The 3559-nt window shown below is 40.3% G+C and carries 4 protein-coding genes; 3 read left to right on the top strand and 1 reads right to left on the bottom strand.

The window, feature by feature from the left end; translation table 11 throughout:
* The 3 genes from V7K42_RS27950 to V7K42_RS29040 all read left to right on the top strand — a co-directional run.
* On the top strand, positions 1–1860 hold a 1860-nt coding region (locus tag V7K42_RS27950), incomplete at its 5' end, for a DUF5906 domain-containing protein (RefSeq protein WP_334920857.1).
* An 88-nt stretch (positions 1861–1948) separates the two neighbouring features.
* The gene (locus tag V7K42_RS27955) at positions 1949–2434 is read left to right on the top strand and encodes a hypothetical protein (RefSeq protein ID WP_334920859.1); all 486 of its coding nucleotides are present in this window, start codon (positions 1949–1951) and stop codon (positions 2432–2434) included.
* 227 nt (positions 2435–2661) lie between these two features.
* Positions 2662–2856 (top strand): DNA-directed RNA polymerase subunit alpha C-terminal domain-containing protein, encoded by a 195-nt coding sequence (locus tag V7K42_RS29040; RefSeq protein WP_442938641.1) that lies wholly within the window; start codon positions 2662–2664, stop codon positions 2854–2856.
* A gap of 187 nt (positions 2857–3043) precedes the next feature.
* Here V7K42_RS29040 and V7K42_RS27960 read toward each other — a convergent pair whose 3' ends face one another.
* Entirely contained in the window at positions 3044–3301 is a 258-nt protein-coding gene (locus tag V7K42_RS27960) for a DUF7219 family protein (RefSeq protein WP_334920860.1), read from the bottom strand.
* Positions 3302–3559: the final 258 nt, after the last annotated feature.

The raw sequence follows: 3559 nt of genomic DNA on the forward strand, positions 1-3559 counted from the left end.
AAATTTTGTAATTCCTTTGCGGTTGAGAATGAACAAGGTAAGAAATCTTATCCTTATACTTCACCCAGTTGGGTAAAAAAGATTCTTGAATGGGCGAAGATGCTAACAGGAATTGACCCAGAATTAATCAATCCACCAGGGATTAATTGTGTCAATGGAATTGTTAGACCTGTTTGGAATGGTCAGAAATTCGTAACAACGCTATCCCCACATACGCCCGAAGATTACTTTATTTATGAGCCATTAATTGAATATAATCCTAACGCTGATAGTACAGATTGTGACCGCTTACTATCCTGTTTAGATAAACCACAGCAAGAAATTATTTTAAGAAATCTTGCTGCATCTCTCGACCTTGAAACTGTTAGGAAGCTGAAGGGTAGAGAAATAAAAGCACTGCTGGCAGTTGGACTTGGTTCTAACGGTAAAGATGCTCTACGCGAGTGTCTATCTATTATTTATGGAGAAAACGGACTAACTTCTGTTTCCTTGGCAGATTTTCAACTCTACGATGAAGGTAGGAAGTTTAACTTAGCTCCGTTGATGCACAGCCGAGTGAATTGGGCTTCAGAAAACCCACAAACATCTAGGATTGATAAAATCCAAAGTTTAAAGTTGTTTGTAACAGGGAACAAGTTGCATTGTGAACGCAAGGGTAAAGACCATATTGAGTTTACCCCTCAAGCCATCGGAATTTACAACTTGAATGAAACGCCATCACTCCAAGGAGTTATGAAAGCAATTCAAGATAGGATTGCAGTTTTAGAGTTCAAGAAAACATTTGAAAAAAATCCTGACCCGAACAACCCAAATGAATTACTAGCTGACCCCCGTTTTGCTTACGACAAGGAATTTATCAGAACGAAAGTAGCTCCAGCATTTCTAAATAAAATGCTGCAAGCTCTTAATGACCTCATTGAACAGGGGATTGATTACGAATGTACTACTGATGCTTTCAAAAACCTTCAAAAAGAAAATAATCACCTATTTGATTTTATAGAAAGCGCAAATATAGGTTATGTGGAAGGGGGAGAAATTACCGCACGAGCTTTATGGTCAATGCTAGAACAGCACTACATCGATAATGGGACGCTGACCAGAGATGAGGGCAACCGCAGAACGTGGTGCGACCAAGTTCGCCCCAGCGATAAAAACGTGAAGGGCATCAACCAAATCATTCCCCGCATCTCCCAACTGTTTCCGAAAGCGGTCAAAGGGACTAAGTACTGTGAAGTTTCAAAAAGAAACATTCCAGTACTTAAAGGCATTGGCATTATTGACCCTACCCGCACCACTTTCGGCTCTACCCGCACCACTTCCGCACCAGTTCCCGCACCAGAAACCTCGCAAAATCAAGACTTCCGCACCACCCGCACCACTTTTTCATATTCCACAGAAAACACTGGAGAAGAGTCAGAAATGAAATTAAATCTTCTGACTGAGCCAATGGAAAAAGAAGAATATACCCCCCAAGTTGGTGCGGGTGGTGCGGAACCCTTGCAAAATAAGGAAAACTGCTGCGGGGAGTCCTGCGTCACTGGTGCGGATCAATTAGAAAGTGGTGCGGAACCCTTACAAAATAAGGAAAACTCATGCGTCAGTGGTGCGTCACAGTTAGAAAGTGGTGCGGGTGAATCCGAGTCGGTGCGATCTGACGAAGATTCCAAGGTTTTAGCCTCAGAAGCCCTAGCTTGTATCTTGGAATCCCCTAATCCAAGTTGGGAGGTAATCAAGGATATTTTGAGCGAAATGAAAATTCTTTCTTACTCGGAACTGCACGGGTTTTTGACCTTGGGTGAATTCGCGCAACTTTATATGCTAATACCAGCCGCCGAGAGGGAAGTTCACTTTGGCTTATGAAAAATGACTCTGATGATTTGCCCATGTTGTCAACACTGTATACATATTGATATATTCACTGTGTACATTGTTGACAAGGTAGAGAGATATGGGAAAAAAAACCAAGGAATCGCCTATTGTAAGCTTCCGCGTGCCACATTCTGTTGTCGAAAAGTTAATTACAGATGGCAGATTGAAGCCTAACCATATAAAGTCAGAGTTATCCAACCTAATCAAAAATGACTGGTTAGCCTCTGTTGATGCTGGTGTAGAACCGACTGTGAGTGTAAATACTGTTTATGAGCAACTAGCAAAAATAGATAGAGTTCTAGAAATACTTGAGGACAATAAGCCAAATGGCGTTGTTGATGCCAATGTAGACAGTGTTGACAAAATCAGCTTCCCTCAAAGCATAGACTCAATCTCGTCGGATAATCAGCTTGTAGAGGTTGCCAACAGTAATGTACACCCCGTAGAGGAAATAAATGGGGATAATAAACCGAATGGCGTTGTTGATGAAAACAGTATTGAGTCATTGAATTTGAAAAAAAATACTTATACGGCGCTTCTCGACTGTGCGTTCGCTTATTTTTAAACTCGAAATTGAATTAAAGCTTTAATTTAAAGGGGAAAGAGCTATTTTTAAGTAAGCAGCCAATACAAAGTAAGATTTGTTACTTTTATATTCGGCTTCTAGAAGCATCTATTTAAGGCGCAGAGGGGTATAAACCATAAAAATGGATAAAACCTTGTTTTAGCTAAAAATGTCTGAATTGCCTGTGGAGCCTATATTGTAAGCCCTGTAAGGATTAATTAAATTTTCTGGTCAAAAATGAGCGAACGCACAGTCTCGATGCACAAGTTAACACAATAGAAGATTTAAAGAAATATAGTGTCACAGGCTTGCGAACGCTGAAAAATCTGGGAAATAAATCTGTATCTCAGATAGTTGAAGCACTTCAAAGCCGAGGGATCGAGTTACCAGTTTCAGACCCGGAACACACGCCTTCTCTGTGAGCAGTGATTCCGAAAGTTACGCGCTTTGAATTGTAAATATCTGCCTGCAATTTGGTCTAAAAGACGCTGTTTTTGGCTTTCAGCTTGTCCCAGCCTCCTAATTGCTGATGTCGTTAAATTCCACTTTCCCGACATCTTCGCCAACTGGAGACAGCCTCGCCAAGCTTGCCGCCGCTCCCAGGTCTAATTATTCAGTTATGTCTTTGTCATCAGTTTGTAGCGTCTTAAAACTCAGTGTTAACTTCTGCCAGAGTGACTCAATTTCCTCATAGCACTCCTGTGAAGAAAGTTTTCCCAAAGTCTGTAGATTGCACAGATAACAGACACGTTGAGAAAATTCTTGAAGATTAGCATTGAATAAAAAACTTTGAGGCGTAAACTTACCAAGATATCGATAGCGCTCGTAGAGAAAATTGTTTTTAGCAGTCTGATCGTAGTCATCCATATAAAAATAAAAATCTTCTAGCGCAAAAATTGAAACTTGATTTTTTGAGGTTGTTTTTTAAATTTATATCTACATTACCTGACCTGTCCATCACAACGCTCGTAAAACAAATAAATCTCTCCGACGAGAGAGTAATGTTCACCCAATAACCGCCCAAAACTTAAAACTTGATTTTTTGAGGTTGTTTTTTAAATTTATATCTACATTACCTGACCTGTCCATCACAACGCTCGTAAAACAAATAAATCTCTCCGACGA

The organism is Nostoc sp., from assembly GCF_036917455.1.
Lineage (GTDB): Bacteria > Cyanobacteriota > Cyanobacteriia > Cyanobacteriales > Nostocaceae > Nostoc.